Source organism: Blautia sp. HCP3S3_D9, assembly GCF_052063845.1.
GTDB lineage: Bacteria > Bacillota > Clostridia > Lachnospirales > Lachnospiraceae > Blautia_A.
Window position 1 is genome coordinate 1 of record NZ_JBQHWS010000041.1, and the last position, 22063, is coordinate 22063.

At 42.5% G+C, this 22063-nt stretch carries 23 protein-coding genes; 3 read left to right on the forward strand and 20 right to left on the reverse strand.

From position 1 onward, the window contains the following. The coding region (locus tag ACTNES_RS09760) for a DUF6783 domain-containing protein (protein WP_441039196.1) at positions 1–82 on the reverse strand (82 nt) is incomplete at its 3' end. Between ACTNES_RS09760 and ACTNES_RS09765 the strand changes: the two genes are divergently transcribed. Both ACTNES_RS09765 and ACTNES_RS09770 read left to right on the forward strand, forming a co-directional pair. Continuing rightward, on the forward strand, positions 47–205 hold the full coding sequence (locus ACTNES_RS09765; protein ID WP_441039197.1) for a DUF6783 domain-containing protein: 159 nt from the start codon (positions 47–49) through the stop codon (positions 203–205). The genes ACTNES_RS09760 and ACTNES_RS09765 overlap by 36 nt on opposite strands. A 213-nt stretch (positions 206–418) precedes the next feature. Beyond that, entirely contained in the window at positions 419–592 is a 174-nt protein-coding gene (locus tag ACTNES_RS09770) for a DUF362 domain-containing protein (protein ID WP_118511208.1), read from the forward strand. Between the two features lie 119 nt (positions 593–711). Here the strand turns inward: ACTNES_RS09770 and ACTNES_RS09775 are convergent, their stop codons facing one another. From ACTNES_RS09775 to ACTNES_RS09835, 13 genes are all read right to left on the reverse strand, one after another. Continuing rightward, a complete protein-coding gene (locus ACTNES_RS09775) occupies positions 712–1191 on the reverse strand; it encodes a helix-turn-helix domain-containing protein (RefSeq protein WP_291807665.1) in 480 nt (159 codons plus the stop codon). A gap of 295 nt (positions 1192–1486) precedes the next feature. After that, positions 1487–2818 carry a replicative DNA helicase gene (dnaB, locus tag ACTNES_RS09780; protein WP_291807664.1) on the reverse strand — a complete coding sequence of 444 codons (1332 nt, stop codon included), beginning with the start codon at positions 2816–2818 and terminating at the stop codon, positions 1487–1489. A 22-nt stretch (positions 2819–2840) separates the two neighbouring features. Then, a complete protein-coding gene (gene rplI, locus ACTNES_RS09785; RefSeq protein WP_441039188.1) occupies positions 2841–3287 on the reverse strand; it encodes a 50S ribosomal protein L9 in 447 nt (148 codons plus the stop codon). Continuing rightward, positions 3284–5335, reverse strand: a complete 2052-nt coding sequence (locus ACTNES_RS09790) for a DHH family phosphoesterase (protein WP_441039189.1) — start codon at positions 5333–5335, stop codon at positions 3284–3286. Before ACTNES_RS09790 ends, rplI begins: the two co-directional genes overlap by 4 nt. A 322-nt stretch (positions 5336–5657) precedes the next feature. Continuing rightward, entirely contained in the window at positions 5658–5921 is a 264-nt protein-coding gene (gene rpsR, locus ACTNES_RS09795; protein WP_008707906.1) for a 30S ribosomal protein S18, read from the reverse strand. 47 nt (positions 5922–5968) lie between these two features. Continuing rightward, on the reverse strand, positions 5969–6421 hold the full coding sequence (locus ACTNES_RS09800; RefSeq protein WP_216460179.1) for a single-stranded DNA-binding protein: 453 nt from the start codon (positions 6419–6421) through the stop codon (positions 5969–5971). 79 nt (positions 6422–6500) lie between these two features. Further along, complete coding sequence (rpsF, locus tag ACTNES_RS09805) at positions 6501–6788, reverse strand: 30S ribosomal protein S6 (protein WP_020993443.1); 288 nt, start codon at positions 6786–6788, stop codon at positions 6501–6503. Positions 6789–6898: 110 nt separating this feature from the next. Beyond that, positions 6899–7090 (reverse strand): DUF951 domain-containing protein, encoded by a 192-nt coding sequence (locus tag ACTNES_RS09810; protein ID WP_291807663.1) that lies wholly within the window; start codon positions 7088–7090, stop codon positions 6899–6901. Positions 7091–7206: 116 nt separating this feature from the next. After that, positions 7207–7929 (reverse strand): NAD-dependent protein deacylase, encoded by a 723-nt coding sequence (locus ACTNES_RS09815; RefSeq protein ID WP_291807662.1) that lies wholly within the window; start codon positions 7927–7929, stop codon positions 7207–7209. 71 nt (positions 7930–8000) lie between these two features. Further along, positions 8001–8810 (reverse strand): class B sortase, encoded by an 810-nt coding sequence (gene srtB, locus ACTNES_RS09820; protein WP_216460184.1) that lies wholly within the window; start codon positions 8808–8810, stop codon positions 8001–8003. A 149-nt stretch (positions 8811–8959) separates the two neighbouring features. After that, on the reverse strand, positions 8960–10528 hold the full coding sequence (locus tag ACTNES_RS09825; RefSeq protein WP_291807661.1) for an AAA family ATPase: 1569 nt from the start codon (positions 10526–10528) through the stop codon (positions 8960–8962). A 103-nt stretch (positions 10529–10631) separates the two neighbouring features. Beyond that, positions 10632–11831: a vWA domain-containing protein gene (locus ACTNES_RS09830; protein ID WP_441039190.1), complete on the reverse strand. Its 1200-nt coding sequence runs from the start codon at positions 11829–11831 to the stop codon at positions 10632–10634. A 47-nt stretch (positions 11832–11878) separates the two neighbouring features. Further along, positions 11879–12187: a hypothetical protein gene (locus ACTNES_RS09835; protein WP_441039191.1), complete on the reverse strand. Its 309-nt coding sequence runs from the start codon at positions 12185–12187 to the stop codon at positions 11879–11881. 144 nt (positions 12188–12331) lie between these two features. On the opposite strand from ACTNES_RS09835, the gene ACTNES_RS09840 reads away from it, so the two are divergent. After that, a complete protein-coding gene (locus ACTNES_RS09840) occupies positions 12332–14053 on the forward strand; it encodes an ABC transporter ATP-binding protein (protein WP_441039192.1) in 1722 nt (573 codons plus the stop codon). 62 nt (positions 14054–14115) lie between these two features. On the opposite strand, the gene ACTNES_RS09845 is transcribed toward ACTNES_RS09840, so the two are convergent. The 6 genes from ACTNES_RS09845 to ACTNES_RS09870 all read right to left on the reverse strand — a co-directional run bounded on the left by ACTNES_RS09845 (position 14116) and on the right by ACTNES_RS09870 (position 21883). After that, the gene (locus tag ACTNES_RS09845; RefSeq protein ID WP_441039193.1) at positions 14116–15348 is read right to left on the reverse strand and encodes a 6-phosphofructokinase; all 1233 of its coding nucleotides are present in this window, start codon (positions 15346–15348) and stop codon (positions 14116–14118) included. Between the two features lie 445 nt (positions 15349–15793). Then, a complete protein-coding gene (locus ACTNES_RS09850; RefSeq protein ID WP_291807656.1) occupies positions 15794–17185 on the reverse strand; it encodes a uracil-xanthine permease family protein in 1392 nt (463 codons plus the stop codon). Positions 17186–17357: 172 nt separating this feature from the next. After that, positions 17358–19103 (reverse strand): S8 family peptidase, encoded by a 1746-nt coding sequence (locus tag ACTNES_RS09855; protein ID WP_291807655.1) that lies wholly within the window; start codon positions 19101–19103, stop codon positions 17358–17360. 153 nt (positions 19104–19256) lie between these two features. Continuing rightward, positions 19257–20015: a prolipoprotein diacylglyceryl transferase gene (locus tag ACTNES_RS09860; protein ID WP_291807654.1), complete on the reverse strand. Its 759-nt coding sequence runs from the start codon at positions 20013–20015 to the stop codon at positions 19257–19259. Between the two features lie 61 nt (positions 20016–20076). Further along, complete coding sequence (locus tag ACTNES_RS09865; protein WP_291816596.1) at positions 20077–20955, reverse strand: arginase; 879 nt, start codon at positions 20953–20955, stop codon at positions 20077–20079. A 7-nt stretch (positions 20956–20962) separates the two neighbouring features. Beyond that, complete coding sequence (locus ACTNES_RS09870) at positions 20963–21883, reverse strand: HdeD family acid-resistance protein (protein ID WP_320813031.1); 921 nt, start codon at positions 21881–21883, stop codon at positions 20963–20965. Between the last annotated feature and the right edge of the window lie 180 nt (positions 21884–22063).

The following is a 22063-nucleotide window of genomic DNA, read 5'->3' on the forward strand; positions in this document are numbered from 1 at the left end:
GAGATTTTGTTCGGATGAGGGCGTCGTAGCGGGCTACGACAACCGAATTCGGGCAAAATATACCGCAAAGTGGGGCGTGCAGATTGCGGGAATGATTTTTCAAACACGCTCACTCCTGTTACGGAGTAAAAGAGGCACAACCCTGTTTGTTATGCCTCTTTGCAAGTACCTTTACTATACCTTTCTATTTGGAAATTGTCAATAAATTCAAAAAAATCGTACTATTTTTTTGATACTCTTATTTTTTTTGTATATTAACAGACTATTGTCAGTGCAAATAAAGTAAGTGTGTTCTAACTCAATATTATTTTATTAATGTATCTGATTTTATACTTGTAATTCCGACAAAGATATATTAAAATGTTCGTAGAACCCAAAGAGGTACTAAAACGTTATTATAATAAGGAGGATTATAATTATGGCATATGTAATTTCAGACGAATGTGTAAGCTGTGGAACTTGCGAAAGCGAATGTCCAGCAGAAGCTATCTCTCAGGGAGATGAGCATTTCGTAATCGACGCTGACGCTTGCTTAGACTGTGGAACATGCGCAGAAGCCTGTCCAACAGAAGCTATTCATCCAGCAGAATAATTTACGGATATAAAAACAGCTCCATTTCTGTTTCGGCGGAAATGGAGCTATTTTTTTCTCTATTATTGTAATTTGTATATTATTATCACTAAATGAATTGCGTGTTATTATTGTAATCTTCAAAAATGTCTCTTCCTGAGTTTTTTATTCTTTTTACTGTTTCTCTCTAATGTCACAGCTGCTTCTTTTCTTGCAAGCTGACGATTACGGATTGCTTCATCCAGATCACGACACTGGTCTTCTCCTTCTTTTTTCATATGTAGTTCCTGAGTGATCAGACGCTCCAGGATTTTCTGGAATTCAAGAAGCTTCTCCCTCTCAGGTTCTTCATCTTCAAGGAGTCTCACCTTACTCTCTGTACTTCCCGGTGCAGTCCGCGAAATCCTTGGAATCAGTTCTTTGATCGCACGTAAGGCAAGTCCTCTTTTCTTAAGTTCTTTGATATTAGCCAGAAGCGTAATATCATTTCCAGTGTAGTAACGATGTCCCTGCTCATTCCTGCCTATCCTCAGCTCAAGCTCCTCCTCCCAATAACGGAGAACCGAAGCCCTTACTCCAAGGATATCTGCTGCCTGTGTCACAGTGTACCGCTGCTCCATGCTACCCCTCCTGTCCATAGAACTTCTGCGTTACTGTCCACACGCCGCTATCAAACAAGATGTGCATACACATGCAAAAATCCCGTAAGCTCTTTCTATTTCGTATAAACAGCAACAAGTCTCTTACTCTCTATTATAGAAATGCAGACAATGGAATGCAAGAAAATTCCATTGACAAACTCTTCTGAAAAATCTCCTGAAACGCGAAAACAGAACGGCTGATTCCGGCATTCGCCTTTACAGTCGTCCTGTTGACATCTTTCTTTAGTAACTGTTCAATCCCTTTACTGTTACTTTATTTCTTCATATTTACAAACTGTGTATACCTCGGCAGCCATACAAGTTCTACGGTACCGATCGGACCATTTCTCTGTTTTGCTATGATAACCTCGGCAATATCCTTCTTCTCTGTATCCTTATGATAATAATCATCCCTGTAAAGGAACATTACCACATCGGCATCCTGCTCGATAGCTCCTGATTCTCGAAGGTCAGACAGCATCGGTCTGTGATCCGGACGCTGTTCTACTGCACGGCTAAGCTGTGACAGGGCAATTACTGGAACACTCAGTTCTCTGGCCAGTGCCTTAAGCGAACGGGAAATCTCTGAAATCTCCTGCTGGCGGGAATCGCTTCTCTTTCCACCACCACTCATCAACTGAAGGTAGTCGATCATGATGATCCCGAGATTATGCTCCAGTTTATATTTACGGCATATAGAACGCATTTCTGTAACAGAAATTCCCGGTGTATCCTCGATAAACAGAGGCGCATTACCAATCGTATTCGCAGCTTCTACCAGCTTTGTCCAGTCATCATCTTTCAGATTACCAGTTCGCATATTCTGGGAGTCTACATGTGCTTCCATAGCGATCAGTCGGTTAACCAGCTGGACTTTTGACATTTCCAGACTGAAGATCAGTACAGGTACCTGCTTACGGCATGCCATATAATTTGCGATATTCAGTACAAAAGCAGTTTTTCCCATAGACGGACGTGCCGCGATCAGCACCAGGTCTGATGGATGCATACCTGAAGTCTTATAATCCAGATCAATAAATCCGGTAGGAATACCTGTTACAGAACCTTTCAGCTTGGACGCTTTCTCGATATTGTTGATGGCTTCAAGAACAATCTGCTGGATCGGTACAAATTCTTCGTGTCCGCGTCTCTGAAGAATATCAAACAGTTTCTTCTCTGCTTCGTCCAGAATTACTTCTGTGCTCTCTTTCTCCAGATAACAGGTATTAGCAATCTCCTCGTTTACTCTTATCAATCTCCTGAGAACAGCTTTCTCACTTACGATAATTGCATATTCCTTTACGTTGGCAGAGGTCGGAACATGTTCGATCAGATCACGCACATATTCCATACTGCTGATATCCGGCGGAAGTTCTTTTTCCTTCAGTCTGTTCTGAAGAGTTATGACATCAACCGGTTTTCCCTCATTGAACAACTCAACCATTGCATCAAATATAATCCCATATTGCTTCTGATAGAAATCATCACCTGTAATTATTTCTGATGCTATAAGGATTGCCTCTCTGTCCATAAGCATTGCCCCGATTACTGACTGCTCAGCATCTATGCTATGAGGCAGTATTCTCTTAATCAGCGCTTCTTCCATTGTTTATCCCTCCTGGAAGATCTCAGGCTTCTTTTACCCATACTTTAAGAGTTCCTGTTACCTTAGGATGTAATTTAACCGGCACCTGAGTAACGCCCAGTACACGGATTGGCTCAGGAAGCTGAAGTTTCTTTTTATCAATGTCAAGATTTAACTGTTTCTTTGCAGCTTCAGAAATTTCCTTAGAAGAAACAGAACCAAATGTTCTTCCACCTTCTCCTGTTTTCAAAGTAAGGATGATTTCTTTTGTTTCAAGATCTTTGGCAAATGCCTGTGCTGCTTCGTATACTTCTTTAGCAACTTTCTCTTCGTTTGCTTTCTGAAGTTTCAGATCATTTAAGTTCTTAGGGGTAGCTTCCAGACCCAGTTTCTTAGGAAGGATCATATTTCTTGCATATCCGTCGCTTACGCTTACAATCTGTCCTTTTTTTCCAAGTGCTTTTACGTCTTCAAGTAAGATTACTTTCATTTCTTGTTTTCCTCCTGATATTCCTGATCTATGATGTCTTTGAGCATTCTCTCTACTTCATCCGGAGAAGCTTTTACCTGGGCACCGGCGATATTCATATGTCCGCCTCCGCCCATCTTTTCCATCATTACCTGTACATTGATCTCATCAATGGCACGGGCACTGACATAAACTTCATTATTGTACTGAGTCAGTACAAAGGATGCCTTTACTCCTGCAATATTCAGAAGTTCGTTGGCTGCCTGGGCACCTACCACTGTAGGGCTGTCCAGATTTTCACTCGGGCATCTGGAAATAGCAAAACATTCTCTGTAAATGTGTGCTGTTCTCACTGCCTCCGCACGTGCCTGATAAGACTTCAGATCATCTCTTAAAAGCTTACGTACTTTGGTCACGTCTGCTCCGCTTCTTCTTAAGAATGCAGCGGCTTCAAAAGTACGTACGCCTGCACGTGTTGTAAAGTTATTCGTATCGATCATAATACCTGCATACAGGCAGTCTGCCTCAATATTGCGGATGCGCAGATCATCTGAGAAATACTGCAGGATCTCTGCTACCATCTCACAGGCTGAGGATGCATACGGCTCTACATAAGAAAGTACAGCATTCTCAATAACTTCGCTGCCGCGTCTGTGGTGATCCAGGACAACAACTGTCTTAGTCATATACAGCAGATCTTCACATTCTGTATAGCTCGGTCTGTTGGTATCAACAACAACTACTACTGTATTATTATCTACCAGATCCTTTGCCTGCTGGCTGTCAACAAACATGGACGGTTCATAATCCGGATTGTTCTTATATTCTGCGATCAGCGGTCTGATAGATTTAGTCGGATCATTTACTACGATATGAACTGGTTTTCCAAGAGTTTTACCGGCACGATAGATACCGATTCCGGCACCCAGCGCATCCACATCTGTGATCTTATGTCCCATGACTACGACACGATCCTTGGTACTCATAAATTCCTTCAGAGCCTGAGCTTTGACACGGGCTTTGACACGGGTGGTCTTCTCCATCTGCTGGGTCTTGCCGCCATAATAGGTAATGTTATTTCCATTCTTGATGACAACCTGGTCGCCGCCGCGTCCAAGTGCCATTTCAATAGCGATTCGGGAATACTCATAATTCTGGATATAAGTAGCAGCGTTAAGTCCGACACCGATACTTAAGGTGATCGCCATTTCATTTCCGATATTAACGGTCTTGACTTCGTCCAGAATGTGAAATCTCTGCTCTTTGAGAGCTTCCAGTGAACTCTGGCGCATGATAAGGAAATATTTATCCTTCTCAAGCTTCTTTACAAGACCATCGAAATTAGAAAAATATTTCGTGATCTTTCGGTCGATCAGCGCGATCAAAAGAGAACGTCTTACGTCTTCTACACTCTCCAGTGCCTCTTCGTAATTATCCAGATAAGCCAGTGCTACGACAAGCTTATCATCTTCGTTCTTTTTGATATACTCTTTCAGTTCTGTATTGTCATACATATACATGGCAATCAGACTGACATTCTTGTCTATATCTTCAAAGATTTCACTGCCTGCTATGATCTCGCCAAGTTCTACGCGCTGCATGGATATGCGGTAGATTCTCTCTCCGAACTGGGTACTGATTTCGCTGATTTCTTTCTTTCCTGCAACCGGCAGTTTATCTGCTGTTACATCAGAAAAAATCGTGTTAATATTCTTCTTATAAAACTGGTCTCTTCCTGTCAGCTCTGCAAAAACCTTGTTTGACCAGATCATTCTGCCATTCATATCCATGATGGCATAGGGCAAAGCCAGTTCCTCAAGGATTCTCTTCTCAAGTGAATCGTATTGGTTAGCAAAGGCTATCAGTTCATTTACGATGAATGGTCTGTGGCATCGAAGTACAACTACTGCGATTCCTACGTAAATGAGGATTCCAGCAGATACAATGATACCCGCCTTTACGCTGGTAAAATATACCAGGATGTTAAGTACGATCAACAAAGCTGAGAGAATCAAAGGCCACCTCATAAATGCTTTCATGTGCCCTTTTAGTTTCAGTTTATCACTCATGTCTTTCTTTCCGTTCTTTACTTCTGTTGTTTTGGTACAGGGGGAATAAAACGCCCTTTGGGTTGTATTATAACAGATTTGTTGGGGATTTACCATAGTAAGTAGAGGGACGCGAAAAAAATAATTGTGTTGGGGCACGGCTTCGAAGGCTAATAATACTACGCCTCCTATAGATGTGCCCCAACACAATTATTTTCTCCGCTGTTTACTGGCTGTGCCAGTAAATTTGCTCACCACCGATTTATTTTGTAATAAAATAAAGTCTGACGACGCAAAAAATGCTGCTCCGCATAATGCGGAACAGCATTTATCATCTTCAGAATTAGTCCTGGATGTATGGCATCATAGACATATGACGTGCTCTCTTGATAGCAACTGTCAGTGCTCTCTGATGTTTTGCACAGTTTCCTGTGATTCTTCTTGGGAGGATTTTTCCTCTTTCAGAAACATATTTTCTTAATTTTGCTACATCCTTGTAGTCGATTTCGTTATTCTCTTTACCACAGAATACGCAAACTTTTTTTCTTCTGCGACCGCCTCTTCTCTTCATTGGAGAGTCTGGTCTTTCGCCTCTATTGTAAGCCATGATTGCTTTCCTCCTATCTTATTCTATCAGTTTGTAATAAGCCTTAATTAAAACGGTAACTCTTCATCAATTCCATCTGGAATGTTCATGAAACCGTCTGCACTGGCTGCTCCCGGAGCTGGCATGGATGGTGCAGGTGCGGATGTCTGAGGATGGGATGCCGCATAATTATCGCTGGCTGACTTGCTCTCAGCAAACTCCTGTTCCTCAACTACAACCTCTGTTGTGTAGACCTTCTGGCCGTCACGGTTGGTGTAGCTGCCTGTCTGGATACGTCCTGAAACAACGATCTTAAGTCCCTGACGGTAATACTTCTCTGCAAACTCTGCTGTACGTCCAAAGGATACACAGTTGATGAAGTCTGCGGTTGCCTCACCATCACGACGGAATCTTCTGTCTACTGCCAATGTGTATCTGGCAATTGCCAATGCATTCTCTCCTGCGGAATATCTTACCTCAGGATCTCTTGTTAAGCGTCCCATTAAAATTACTTTGTTCATGTAAATACCTCTTCGTTTCTGCTTTGAATGGTTGAACGGATCAATTAATGGTACTTTCTAAAATCCACTCTGTATAAGATTATGCGTCTTTTCTTACGACTAAGTATCTTAATACATTGTCCATGATACGAACGTGTCTTTCAACTTCCGCTGGGCACTGTGCGTCTGCTTCAAACTGAATGAAATAGTAGAAGCCTTCATGCATTTTCTGAATTTCGTAAGCTAATTTCTTCTTACCCCATTCTTCTACTTCTGTGATAGTGCCGTTGTAACGTGTGATGTATCCTTTTGCTTTCTCAACAACTGCATCACGTACTTCGTCTTCAACTTTTGCACTAACAACTAATGCTAACTCGTACTTGTTCATGTCTTGCTTTACCTCCTTATGGTCTGTTGGCCCTTTGCCTGTCAAAGAGCAAGGATATAAAATATATCACGAGTGTTGATTCTAACATAGTTTTCGGTGTCTGTAAAGTACTATTTTTCTTTTTTTATCAAATTTTTTGTATTTTTTTCCACCATCTTGCGCGGCACCATGATCTGATGGCCGCATCCTGTACATTTCAGTCGGAAATCTGCACCTACTCTTAAGATTTCCCAGTCTTTGCTACCACAGGGATGGACTTTCTTTAATGTAACGGTATCACCAACTTCATATAGAAGTCCCATATTTCCTACTCCTCTTGTTTTCTTATTTCAGTTTTTATTTTGCAGATATACCAGTGTTTCAGCTAATTAGTTTCAAAACAACTCTCTGTCATTCCGCAAAACTTATTTTCATATTCTCAGCAATGAATCTGTGCAAACACCTGTCCGATTGGTTCCTGGATCAGGAGGTCTGCGTATCTGTCTCTTGGTGTCGGAGATTTATTGATCACTACAAGATGTTCTCCACGGAAATAATCAATCAGTCCGGCTGCCGGGTAAACTGCCAGAGAGGTTCCCCCGATGATCAGTACCTGTGCCTCTGAGATCGCTTTCACGGATTCATTGATCGTCTGGTTGTCCAGACCTTCCTCATACAATACCACATCCGGCTTGATAATTCCACCACATTCACATCTCGGCACGCCTGTGGATGCCTTCATATGGGCAAAATCGTAAAATCTGTGACACTTCATGCAGTAATTACGATGTACACTTCCGTGAAGTTCCAGAACCTTTTTGCTGCCTGCCATCTGATGCAGATTATCAATGTTCTGAGTGATAACTGCTTTCAGTTTGCCTGCCTGCTCCAGCTCTGCCAGCTTCAGATGTGCTGCATTTGGTTTTGCAGTATCGCAGAGCATCTTGTCTCTGTAAAATTTGAAAAATTCCTCCGGCTTTCTCATAAAGAATGTATGGCTTAAGATTGTTTCTGGCGGATAGTCATATTTCTGATGATAAAGACCATCCTGGCTTCTGAAATCCGGAATTCCGCTCTCCGTAGAAACACCGGCACCACCGAAGAAAACAATATTGTCATATTTGTCCACATGTTCCTGTAACTTCTCAACCTCTCCTGCCATTTTCTGTTCCTCCTTTAGTTTTTCCGAAACACTGTTACACAATTTCTACCAACATAAATATATTGCCAAAACTATTGTTCCACATCAAGAGTGTCCACACGTTTTCCCTGAACTACGTAACGGGTTGCCTCGTTTCCTGTGCAGGTAGACAGAGTGATGATCTTATCCTTCATATTCAGCCCTTCCGCATCTGTTTTAATCTCGGAATAGCCCTTAATCTTCTCCAGATATTTCTCGAATTCTTCTCCCGGACCTTTAAACAAAGTATAGGTATCACTGTTTACGCCTGTTGTATATGCCGAAATGATCTCATATCTGTAATTTTTCTCCGGTGTGAAGATCCAGAAATATTTGCTCTTTTTATAGGTTTCGTCATTCTGAGAAAACTTCTTCAGCTGTGCAAACATGGAACCATTTTTCATATTGTGTCCATATACGATGGTATTGCAGTCACTGAAATCTCCCTTGTTCTCGTAATCTACGAAAATTGTTCCTGCAAAGTTATAATTCTTCTCATAAGTTCTGTGAAGATAAGTTTCATTATCTGTTCCATGTACGATTGGATAATTGATATCCGGCACTGCCTCTACATAGATCCATCCTACCACATCATCATTCACACTCTTAAGAGATGCAAAATCAATATCCATCGGTGCTTTCAGTTCCCCGGCGGACGGTCCTGCCGCCTCCTGGTCCGGATCACGCTCTGTCACTGCCATCTGTGTAATGGAATTGTACTCATCTGTTCCCTTCTTGTATTCTGTATAAATATGAAACAGATTATATCCTGCATAACAGAATACACAGATTGCCGCCACAAGGACAACCGTCAGTACAATGTCTCCTGCCGTTTTCTTTTTTTTAGGCTGTTTTTCTGACATTCTTCCTCCATTTCCGCAGCAATCTTTCTGCTGCTATGTATCAGATACTGTCTGATTGCTTCTATCATACAGACATCAGCTCCCAGCCGCTGTCTATGATAGCTCATTATACCCGGCTGCAGGCCTGTCTTTGTAGTTTTTCATTCCCTTCAGATTTTCTGTACCGCCTCCAGACACGCTTTCCGCAAATCTTTTTCTTCTTTATTATATAAGAGCATTCCACTGTACTGAAAATAGGCCGGACATCCATTCTCAACAATAAATGTAATCAGATCAGGATCTGCAGTGATCCCGGTCACAAAGAGCAGCATCTCCTGTTCCTCTCCAAAGCTTTCTTTAATAAAAGAAAAAGCATTCTGCAATTCTTTCTGTAGTCTTTCTATCAGATTTTCTCTATGGATAACCTCTTCTTCAAAACATTTGCAGATCCGCTTAAATCCGCTTTCCGCAGATCTCAGATGTTCTTTCTTCGCAGTCAGAATATATTCTCTTAATCTGCGAATCGCTGTTTCCTGGATTTTCTGCTCCCTGCCTGAAATAAGTTCCATTTTTATCTTAACCTGCAGACTGTTCTCCTGCTCCTGCGCAAATTCCTCAAGTACAGATATCCCTCCTGAAACACTGTCAATAAGCTGCATTCTGCTTTTTTCATCCTGAGAAATTTTCTTTACCTGATTCTTCAGATGGATTAGAAGTTCATGCAGTACCGTAATCTGCTGGTCTGCCCGTTCATATTCTCCTGCTGTTTCCCTGAGTGTGCCCTGGATCAGATTTACAACAGCAAAACGCTCTTCGAAAGCACCTCCTGCTGCCATTTGTTGTTTCTGTTTCAGGGTATCCGTACTCAGTTTTCCTTCCAGGATCGCAGGAATCTGATAATCCTCTCCATATTTCGTATACAACTGGTAAAATCCGGCAAAATCTCTGGCAGTTTCTTCTTTCTGCAAAAATTCTCCCACCAGTTCTTCGTTAATCTCAATTCTCAGTCTCTCATAGCTCTGTATCAGCCTGGAAAGGTCTTCCCATCCTCTGGCAGTCACAAAGAATTTTCCGTCCACTGTATTCTCCACGGCATAGAATCGTTCCTTTTTCATGGAAAGATAAGAAATAACTGCCTGATGTACATTCTGCTGTCCGGCATATTTCAGCCATGTATCACAGTCCGGCTCAATCTCCAGTTTGCGGACACGATCCAAAGTAACTATGTCAAATTCTCTGACCGATTTATTATACTCCGGCGGATTTCCTGCTGCTACCAGAACCCAGCCTTCCGGAATCTTATGACTTCCAAAGGTTTTATTCTGGAGAAGTGCAAGCATGGCAGGTGCCAGGGTTTCTGACACACAGTTGATCTCATCGATAAACAGGATTCCCTCTTTCTTTCCTGTTTTCTCCATGCAGTCATAAACAGACGCTACGATCTCACTCATTGTATAGTCTGTCACCATCATTCCCTTTCCGCCATAATTTCGCTTCACGATCTCCGGCAGGCCAATGGCACTCTGACGGGTATGATGCGTAATCGTGTACGATACCAGTCCTACACCGCATTCTGCTGCTGCCTGCTCCATAATAGCCGTCTTGCCGATCCCGGGTGGACCGATCATTAAAATCGGCCTCTGACGAACCAGCGGATAAATATAATATCCATCTTCATCCTTCGCCAGGTACGCACGAAGTGTGTTGCAGATTTCTTTTTTTGCTTCCTGTATATTCATTTCTCTGCTCCTGTCAATTATTACTGGCCGTTTCTCTTCTTTCAGCCAATCTCCACCTTGTTTTGTCACTATCATCAGGAGATAAACCAAAAAAACAGACATTCTATTTCACTTTCGTTATCAGGCATTTCGCCCAGGCCGGCACCAGTTTCATTTTGTCCGTACGTTCCAGAAATACAAACGCAGTTTCATAATCTGGCTTCTGTCTCGGATAAATCCCGTCACCATCTGTAAAATAGATCAGTGCTCTGAGATTTTTCAGCTCTTTTCGCTCTTTTTCCTGCCGGATCAGTTCAAAGACCGGTCGGAAATCTGTACCGCCCCGCCCCTGTATCCTTACGTTCCGGCTGTATTCTTTCCACTCTTCTTCAGAATGGATCACATCCACTTTCTGAATGAAACAGTCACACTGAACAATATATACTTTCATTCTGCTGAAAAAATTCTCTTTCTCGCTTAAAATCGAATAAGTTTCTCCAAGGAATCTCTGCACCGTTTCCTTTGAACATGATCCCGAGGTATCAATAGCGATCACCAGTTCTTCCAGCCGGTTTACTTCTTTATATTCCAGAGGCTCTATCAACGGAATATTTCCGTAATGTTCCATTCCAAAACGATAAAAAATATAGTCAAAGCTTTCTGTATCCAGTTCTACTTCCTCACGCAGTCTGCAAAACTGCTTCAGAAATTTCCGGTAATCATATCTGCTCCGGTAAATCTCATCCAGTTCTTCCTGACGGCTCGTTGTCTGAGTCCCTGCACGACTCCTGGTTCCAGTCTTATTCTGTGACGTATAGGCCAGAACACGCTCCCATTTCTCCTTTGTTCTCCTGCCGCCGGATGCCTGACCTGCAGTTCGCTGCCACAACGTATGGTCATCAAAGCTGTCATCTGCCACATCTGCTGTACCATTCTCATTGAACCTTCTTTTTTTCAGGTTGCAGCTTCCACTTTCCTGAACAGATTTATCTATCAACTCTTCCACAAAGGAATCACATTCCCTGTTCCACTCGTCAATTTCCTTATCCGGCATCATAAAAATATGAAGATACAGACAATGTAACAGCATATGCAGATATCCCCGTCTTACTGTCTCAGGACCCCTGATATACTGTTTTAACAGAAAGGTCGGATTAAAATAAATTTTCTCTCCGTCTGTGCCAATGGTAATAATACTGTTATCTGCTTCATATTCCAGACTTGCAAATGCTCCGTCCAGATAAGGGAAATCCAGATACAGTTCATTTCTGCAGTTCTGAAGGATTCTTTTTCCCAGAAGCTCCTGTCTGTCCATATCACTCATAATTATCGGTTCCTCTCTCTGATGAATAGCTCATTGTCTGAGATTCTTTACAGGGAAAAATCTTTCTTCTGATATCCATATTTCCGGTCTTTGAGATGAAGCAGCCATACCAGAGAACGCAGTTTCGCCTTCTCCCTTGCACATCTGATAAAACTTTCCAGTTCTTTCGCAGAAAACCAGCCACAATTCTCAAGCTGTTCCATTCCCTCTGTATCTTCTTTCTCTATAAGAAATTCCATAGCAGGACGTATTCTGAGTTTCAGATACTTCTGCGCATCCTGAAATTCCTTTGTTTCTCTGTCAGGTTCTCTCCCGAAATAAATATCCAGTGCCTGTTCCAGCTTTCTGTCCTGCATTTCTTTTCTGCTCCCCTTCTTTTGTCTTTACGTAACTATCCTCAATATAACACAAAAATGTTTTATTTTAAAGTCCCGACGCTTCTTGACTTTAATTCCTGTTATGTTACTATGGATTTATCACAATTGAAAGGATTTCTTCTTATGAATACTATCAAAAAATTCATTCACTATTACGGTCCGTATAAAGCAGTCTTTTTTATTGACCTGATATGTGCGGCTGTGATCAGTCTGGTAGATCTGGCTTATCCTCAGATCCTGCGTACTATGACCAGAACATTGTTCACACAGAATCAGTCAAAAATCCTGCATGCGCTGCCGCTGATCGCGGGCTGTATTTTTATTATGTATGTAGTGCAGTGTCTCTGCAAATATTATGTCACCTATCAGGGACATATGATGGGCGCATATATGGAACGTGATATGCGTCAGGAATTGTTTGATCATTATCAGGAACTCTCCTTTTCCTATTACAGCCGGAATAATTCCGGTCAGATGATGAGTAAACTGGTAAGTGACCTCTTTGACATCTCAGAGTTTGCACACCACGGTCCGGAGAACCTCTTTATCTCTCTGGTAAAGATTATCGGTGCCTTTATTTTTCTGCTTTTTATCAATAAGAAACTGGCTCTTCCACTGATCATTCTGGTTATTATCATGTTTGTATTTTCTTTTAAGCAGAATGCAAGAATGCAGGAAACTTTTATGGAAAACAGACGAAAAATCGGAGATGTAAACGCCAGTCTGCAGGACACCCTGTCCGGGATCCGTGTGGTGCAGTCTTTTGCCAATGAAGAGATTGAACACGAGAAATTCAAAAAGAGCAATGATGCATTTCTGGTTTCCAAGCGGGATAATTATCATTGTATGGGAAGTTTTATGAGTTCCAATCTGTTTTTTCAGGGGATGATGTATCTGGTTACACTGGTGTATGGTGGTTATCTCATCGCGAACGGTGAAATGCAGACAGCAGATCTTGCCATGTATGCACTTTATATTGGAATTTTTATCAGCCCAATTCAGATTCTGGTGGAACTGGTAGAAATGATGCAGAAAGGTCTCTCCGGGTTTCGTCGTTTCGTTGATGTGATGGAAACAGAATCTGAGATCACGGATGCTCCGAATGCGAAAGGGCTTACGAATGTAAAAGGACATGTAAGTTATGAGCATGTTTCGTTTCATTACAGTGATGATGATACTCCTGTACTTTCGGATATTTCTATTGATATTCCTGCCGGAAAATCTGTAGCACTGGTTGGACCGTCAGGCGGTGGAAAAACTACAATCTGTTCGCTCCTGCCACGTTTTTACGATGTAACAGCCGGCCGCATTACCATTGACGGCAAAGATATTCGCAGATTGACACTGAAAAGTCTCAGAAGTCAGATTGGTACTGTACAGCAGGATGTTTATCTTTTTGATGGAACCATTAAGGATAATATTGCTTACGGAAAACCTGGCGCTTCAGATAAAGAGATTATTGAAGCAGCCCGGAGAGCAAGTATTCATGATTTTATTATGGAATTGCCGGAACAGTATGATACTTACGTCGGAGAACGCGGAACGAGACTTTCAGGCGGACAGAAACAGCGTATTTCTATTGCGCGTGTTTTTTTGAAAAATCCACCAATTTTGATCCTGGATGAGGCAACAAGTGCACTGGATAACGAAAGTGAGCGATGGATTCAGAGAAGTCTGGAGGAACTTTCACAGAACCGTACTACCATTACGATTGCACACAGACTTTCTACAATCCGGGATGCGGATGAGATTATCGTAATCACTGAGGATGGGATTGCAGAAAGAGGAACACATGAAGAGCTACTCGATATGAACGGAATTTATGCAGCTTATTATAATATGTAAATACACAACCGGGAATGAATTTCAATCTCTGATAAATTCTTTCCCGGTTGTTATTTTCCCTCTTATTTCCGATACACAAATGCCGGAAGTCCATCTTCACCGTAAGGGATTTCTACAGTTCCCTGAACCAGCGGACGGGCATAGCGGATAAAATCTTCTGTAACATCAGAACCGTCTGAAGTAATCCAGTTTAACGGAACTGTTTTCTCTTCATTACATATATCATTGACATCTTCCAGACCACATTCCATAACATAAGAACCATCCTGTGTTTCTTTGCGGATGAATGAGATCATCTTTCCGGTCACCCCATTCAATGCAGCCTGTACACCAAATTCACCGGCTTTGACAGCTTCCTGCTGGTCTGTGGCTGACATCATAGATGCAGAACAGCGCTGGCTGACATTAAGTTCTACGGAACGTGCCTTGACACCAAGACGGTTACGGACGAGATTCTCCAGATATTTGCCGCAGCCTGCCAGCATTTTGTGCCCAAAAGTATCTGTGCCTACAGAATTGTCATATTCGCAGATAAATGTACCCTGTGCATCATGAATGCCTTCGGACACACAGACAATAACGTTGCAGTTTTTCTCAAAAGACTTCTCTACCGCTTTAAGGAATGCTTCCTGGTCAAAGGCAGTTTCCGGAAGATAGATCAGTAATGGGTTATCACCGATATATTTGCGGGCAAGTGCGGATGCCGCTGTGAGCCATCCTGCATGACGGCCCATGATCTCTACGATAGTTACAGATTTCTTTTCATAAACATTTGCATCTATGGTAATCTCACGAACAGTAGATGCTACATATCTTGCTGCACTTCCAAAACCCGGGGTATGGTCTGTGTGGACCAGATCATTGTCGATGGTCTTCGGTTCTCCAATGATACGGATATCGCTTCCAATCTGTGCTGCATATCTGGAAAGTTTGCTTACTGTATCCATGGAATCATTTCCGCCAATGTAGAAGAACCAGCCTATATTCATCTCTTCAAATTTCTTAAAGAGTTTCGGATAAATCGGGTCTTCCAGTGATTCCGGCAGTTTGTAACGGCAGGAGCCGAGATAAGCACCTGGTGTATACTTCAAGCCTTCCAGCTTCTTTCCCGGGAGTGCTTCTGCGAAATCAAGGACTGTTCCATTCAGAAATCCTTCGATTCCATTTACCATTCCATAAATATGTTCGATGGTTTCCGGATGTCGCATTCCTTCGGATACAACTCCGTAAAGACTGCTGTTAATGACTGCGGTAGGGCCGCCGGACTGGCCGACGATCAGATTTTTTCTGGACATGAGTAAACCTCCTGTGTCGTTTGATTTTTCGTGTTGCCTTAGATAAAGTTATTATATCATACAAGTAACACATAAAGCTAAATTTTTTTGAATATTCTTTTATTTTGTATAAACTGCTCTTTTTAACAGCATTTTATTCTCAAAGCAACTTTTTTATCAACAAATTCCAGTAATCAATTTTGATAATTTAAGAAGTTTTCTATTAAACTATTCTTATATATTTGTACATATTTCATATACCAATCCGATATATCTGTCATAAGTTATTGTTATACAAGAAAGAATCCTGCCCGGAGGGCTTTTTTATGTCATTGGAACATTACGGAGTAATTTCCTATGACATAAGAAAAGATGTATTCTCACATCCCCCTGCAAAAGTACATCTTTTCTTTTCCCATATTCAATTTTCTGATTTTTCAACAGATATCATATATGATTCTGCTCTTTATGCCCCAAATTCCTTATGATCTTCTTCCAGTTTCTGCTCTACTTCCAGTTTTTTTTTCGCTTCTTCTTTGCGTTCGTCCCGTGTTTTCGGAAGAATTACATTCAGAAGTACTGCAATGATCGTTGCAAGAACAACCGGTGATTTTCCAAAAATTGTTGTTACCCATGCCGGGAAGCTTGCAAGTGCCGCTGTTGCCTGAGATACACCCATTCCCAGTGCTGCTGCAAGTCCTACGATTGATGAGTTACGATAATCCATCTCAGCAGAAGCAACCAGCTTCATACCTGTCATTGCGATAGATGCAAATACAGATACTGTCGCACCGCCCAGTACGCACTGAGGAATGGTTGTCAGGATTGCTGAGAACTTCGGAACCAGACCAGCTACGCCAAGGATTGCTGCTGCAAGCCCCAGTACCCAGCGGTTGATAACCTTTGTGGTTGTAACGATACCTACGTTCTGGCTGTATGTAGCTGTCGGAAGTCCTCCGAGAAATGCACCTACTACGTTAGAAATACCATATCCGACGATACCTCTCTGAAGTTCCTCGTCCTTAGGAGTTCTGTCCATAGCTCCAATAGTAGTCGCTGAATAATCACCGATCGCCTGAATAGAGTTAATCGCAAACAGGATTCCAAGTGCCACGCAGGAAGACGGCTCAAACTGTACTCCGAAATGCATCAGAGACGGAAGCTGACAGACACCTGCCTCGCCAATGCTTGAGAAATCTACCATTCCAAATGGAATAGAAACCAGATATCCTACGATGATACCGATCAGGATAGAAGCCAGTTTCCAGATTCCCTTTCCAAAATGGTTCAGTGCCGTAACCACGATCAGAGTAAAAAATGCGATCGCCCAGTTCTGCCAGGAACCATAATTCGGATTGCTGGTACCGCCCGCCATATAGTTAATGGCTGTCGGATACAGGGAAAGACCAATGGTAAATACGACTGTTCCCGTGATCAGCGGTGGGAAGAATACTCGAATCTTCTTGACCAGCAAACCCATGACAACTGCTACGATACCACCAACGATCTCCGCGCCCATGATCGCTGCTATGCCGTACGATTCCGCTATCGCCTGCATACTTGGCACATAAGCAAAGCTGACACCCATGATAATAGGCAAGCCTGAGCCAATTGCAAATTTCGCCTTTCCGCCAATCGGAAACAGCTGAAGCAAAGTTGCAAGTGCTGCAATGACCAGTGCTGACTGAATCAGAATAACCTGGTCCTCTCTGGAAAGTCCGCCCGGGACTGCTCCAGAAACAATGATCGCCGGTGTTACACATCCTACGATCATGGCTACGACGTGCTGCATGGCAAGTGGTAATGCCTCACTCATGCGGGGGATTCCGTCAGTTTCAAAAATACTGCCTCTCTTCATAATTGCCTCCCAATTTCTTTTGTATATTGTAACATTTTTCTTCCTAAAAAACAATTAGATCACCTAACAATTTTTGGTTGAAAACTATACAAGATTTATCCCGCAAATTTGGTTACTATTTTGACAAACTTCTTCCTTCCCCTGCACATTCCTTTTTTCCGAAAATAATCTCCTAACTGATAACCTCAAATGTATGATACAGATCCAGTCTTCCATATCCCCATGCCGGATTCGGATACTCCATCTGTTCTTCTCTGACTGCCCCTTTCTGCAGATAAAATTTCACTGCATTCCCTGAAGCATATGGAATATTTCCTCTTACAATTGCCCATTCCAGCACCAGCGCTGCTGCCCCTGCAGTGATCGCAGCTGCCAGACTGCTCCCTGAAGCCTTTCCAAATGCGCCTCCTGGCAATGGAATGATCAAATCTACCCCCGGTGCCGCCAGATCCGGTGTCACCTGATTATTCGGAGTAAAGCCACGCCCCGCCTGAAAATACAGACTATTATCCCTATACTGATAGGCAGTCGCAGTAATACTTCTGGTAGAATCTCCGGGTGCTGTGACTGTGGTATACGGTGTAGATTCCAGGAAATAAGTCTCCGTAGAGATCAATCCCTGCACCGGAAGCCACATGTGAAATCTACTGCCTGGTCCTTCCTTTTTACTGACATTTATCTTCCAAATCCCGGCGGCAGGATGAAAGAACCGAAAATAGACCAGCTGCTTTCCTGTCAGCCGCTCCATCCTCACATAATTGACCAGTATTTTCGTCTCTACAAAAATAAAACTCAATTCTTGTGTCCCTGCTCCAAGTGAACTACTCACATACAATGTCTCCCCTGCCGGGGACTGCACAGATACCGTATAATCATCCGGTGGATCTCCCCAGCATTCCATAGAAAATCCCTGTTCTCCCTCTGCAATACGCAGTTCCACAGTATCCTGATTCCTCACACCACTTAGTTCTGCTGTGTAATGGTGCTGTGCTGCTCCCTCATTTCCTGCTGCCACTGATACCGATACCTGAGAATCTTCATTAATATAGTCTACATATCTACTCAGTTCACTATCTCCAATATGCGCCCCCTGACTAGTGCCCAGTCCCAGACAGACAGAAACTGGCATTCCCATAGCTTTCGCTGTCCTTACCGCATAAGAAACTCCAAGCATAATATCGTTCTCCTGAAATACCTCTGCCTGCGGCGGATACTGATAAAACTTCCGCAAGTAAGATTTTGCTGTCTTTAATTTCACTACAATGATCGTAGCTTTCGGAGCAGCCCCGGAGAAATTTTCCGAAGGTATGAAATTTCCTGCTGCCAGCCCCGCCATAGCTGTGCCATGTCCATTCTCATCTACAGACGGCACGATTTCCCGCGGATTCTCAGCTGTAAATGCCTGGTTAATTTCTTCTCTTGTAAAAACTTTTCCATAAGGCACCCGTTCATCTTCATTCCCTGGTATCGTCTGGTCCCAGATATATGCGATTCTGCTCACATCTCCACTGCGAAAGATTGGATTCATATAGTCAATTCCAGAATCAATAACTGCAATCACTGTTCCCTCTCCCTGCAGATTCAGATAAGGATGATTATGTAACCTCGTGATTCCTGAGGCATTCAGAGCATCTACGTCCATAAATGTATAGCACTTTGGCAACGATGCATAACTGTAGGAATTGATTTCCAACGGGCCGATCTCATTCAGCGGGACATATAAAATTCCAAACATCTCATTGACAGGAAGAAATTCCGCATCTGCTCTGTTTTCATAATCTTCCCCCATATTCTGTCCATGCTTTACAATTAAATCCCCGTACTGTTCATCCTGTGCCGGTGGTATGAACGGCTCAGTATGAATGCCGGGGACTTCTTCCTGCTGTATCTGCATCTCAAAATCGTCAGGTCCGAACATTTCTGACTTCCTGAATTTTTTATATATGATATGTGCCAGATCTCCTTTTTATGATTTATCGTAGCTATTCCACAGTCTACCAGCTGTAAAAGTACTGAACAGTTGCAAGTCATCTTTCTTCCCAACTCATATTTTCTTATACCTGTCTGTACTTTATCTGTTGTTTTTCTGTTTTCTCATAACAGACAACAATAATACGACTCCTGCCACGGCAGTAAAAATACTGATAAACTGTGAAGTCGACAAGACGCCGACGCTTCCTCTCTCAATATCTCCTCTGAAGAATTCAATTACAAATCTTCCTATACTATAGAAAATCAGATAGCAGGCCGCCACCTGTCCATCTGCCTTTTTATGCTTTGCCACATAAAGTAGCAGCAGAAAATGAAGGAAATCCAGAATACTGGAGTAAATCTGCGTCGGAATCAATGCCACATTATTTGGTGCAAAATCTGAATTTGTAAACGTAACCGCCAGTGCCCCGGAAGTCTCCTTTCCGTAACAGCATCCCGCAAGGAAACATCCAATTCTTCCAAATCCCTGCGCCAGTGCGATAGATGGCATCATCAGATCAAAATACTCCAGAAATTTCAGCTTCTTTATCCTGCAGTACAACCATCCTACCAGAATTCCTCCTATGATCCCGCCATAAACAACAAAACCATCTGAACTGATCAACTGCCGCGGATTCTGTAGAAATTCCTGCCAGTTTGTGATCCAGAACAGAATCTTTGCAGAAGCAAATCCACCGATTGCACACCACACTACCAGATAAAAAATATGTTCATATGCAAGATTCAGCTTCCGTGCTCTCTGCTCCGCTACAAACCAGGCCGCCAGCACGCCCATGGCGATCATAAAGCCATAACCATAAACCGTCAGTGGTCCTATATGCAGTAACTCATTATGCATGTTTCAAGTCCTCTCTAATCTTAAAATACTTGTAACTGTTCAATGCCTTCACAGTTACAAATCAAACTTCATTGAAAATCGCCTGCGGCGGTGGTATTTTGATATCCAGGCCATTTCGCTTTCCAAACAAACCATCAAAAACTTCCAGCAATTTTTCATTTGCAAAATCGTTGGACTCATTCTCATGTGCCGCCTCTGCATCCGCTTCTCCACAGATGTCCACACCTGCAATGCTTCTGCCATTCTCTTTTGCACATTCAATCACAGTCTGTATCCCTGACAACAACGTAGTCAAATGCATATCTCCCTGACTCCATGTCGTCTGTGCATCTTCTGTACATAGCACATCCTTGTCAATAGATATATATAATGGCAAAGGTTTTTCAAAATCTGCATATATGCCTTCACCTCGTGTCCAGTTACACGCTTCACAGACCGAAGCTTTGAGAAAACTGTTTATCTCCTCATCATTCATTCCCTGAAGCTTCTCCCTGGAAAGAAATGTTACTTTTCTCTTCAGCGTCTCATCCACCTGTTCATACGCAGCTTCATCCGGACCAATAAGGATTACATGTTCCAGCTTCTCCACTTCCTCCAATGCCGCAGCAATCCATCCTCCACAGGACAGAATACCGCCAAATGCCGGCAGCTGCATATCTGTATGATTGTCATAGACCAGCAGACAGAACGGTTTCTCCATCCTTGCCATCCAAAGCCTTGTCATATAGTGATAATTGCCGGAATCGATAAAGTGGATTCCGGCAACCGAATGGCTTTCTGTTCTTTTATTGATCTCTGCGATTGCTTCATCATCACAATAGCAGTTTGTTCCACATATGTCCTGAACCTCGATCCAGGACACCTGTCTGTTTTTCCAGAATTCTTCTTCCCTATAAATCCCGGAAAAATTCATGAGCACAATTGATGTCTGTTTCTGCATGCTTCACTCAATCCTTCCATTCTTCCAGTGGTTCATCATGATTTTTCAACATTTCCCTGATTTCTCTTCCCGGACTCTCCACATCTTCTTCTGTTTTATCCTTCTTAACTTCCAGAATAGCCTCTGCATCTGCTGCATCTGCAGTCTGAACTGTTTCCTTGGACAAATTGACTTTCGCAGTCTGAAATGCTTTTTCAAATCCTGTATCCGCATCTGCATTCTGCTCTTCCGACTCCGGCACTGATTCCTGTACTTTTTCCGGTTCTGGCGCTATATTCTCTTCTACCTCCACATAATCTGCTTCTTCTGTATTCACAACAGATGTCTCTGCCAGTTCACCAGAACTCTTCTCTGACTCTTCCTTATCTCTGGCAATGCGAAGTTTCTCCGCTTTTTTCATTCCAGTACGGAGCATGATCAGAAATACAATATCAACCACACCATTTGCCGTCAGAATGATTCCCGAAAACAAGATCATCTTCTTCACACTCAAGAAAAAATAAAACAGCATGGAAACCCCAAGCGCAATGAAGATCAGACATCCAATAAGAATCACTTTCCAACGGCCGCGCTCCGCTTTCTTTAATCTGTAACTTCCCTTAATTTTCCAGATGCTGTCAACCAGTACAAAAGCACCTAATAAATAAGGAAGAAGCTTAATCACGATCTGTGGCGTAAAGAAAAGGAATATTCCCAGCACCATAACGATCACACCGGTAAACAAATCCATAATTGTTGCTTTCTGTTTCTCAGCTGTATAAATTACAATATGATAAATCCCTGCTGCGATCATTACCAGACCAAATATAACCTTACAAATAATGTTCACTGTCTGATCCGGAATCAGGATCAGACACAGACCAAACGCCAGATAAAAAATCGACGAAATGATCTCACTCTTAAAAAAACCTGAAACTTTTTTTCCCACAAACCATTCCTCCTGACTGTATAAATTCCCCGTTATTGTTTCAGTATACCCCCTTTCTTTCTCTCCGTCCACATACAACTGAACGACTTTGTGTAAATTTTGTGAAATTTCGCTTGAAGTTTTTTCCAGTGGTATTATAATGGATTCGAAATATGTCATAAAATGGGGATTTTCCCCACA